A 342-nucleotide genomic window follows, 5' to 3' on the forward strand; every position below is an offset into this window, starting at 1 on the left:
GAAGCTTCTTGAGCTCGTTGACCACTTCGTCGATGGCTCGGCCCGTCAAGATTTCCGCGTCTCGCGAATGGCCGCTGCACTGGACGATATCTCGGAACGTGCGGGTCTGCTGGCGCCCTTGATCCGGGAGGTAGTCGAGCAGCTAGATCGCATCGGCAGAGAGGCCGGCGGGCCGCTCGATGAATTTGTGACACTGGCACTTGGCAGCGATATTGACGAGCTGTTGCAGCGGATTTCTCTAACGGCCGGCGCTGCCCGAGGCTCAGTAGTTCGCAAATACGGCTCCGGCGACCCTGACTCGCCAGACAGGGGATCAGGTGGCGGACGTGGGATTCATGCGAG

At 61.4% G+C, this 342-nt stretch carries 1 protein-coding gene; it reads left to right on the forward strand.

All coding sequences use genetic code 11. The features are described from left to right. On the forward strand, positions 1 to 342 hold a 342-nt coding region (locus tag EOD29_RS36580; RefSeq protein WP_206520526.1), incomplete at both ends, for a hypothetical protein.

This window comes from Mesorhizobium sp. M1A.T.Ca.IN.004.03.1.1, from assembly GCF_003997555.1.
Lineage (GTDB): Bacteria > Pseudomonadota > Alphaproteobacteria > Rhizobiales > Rhizobiaceae > Mesorhizobium.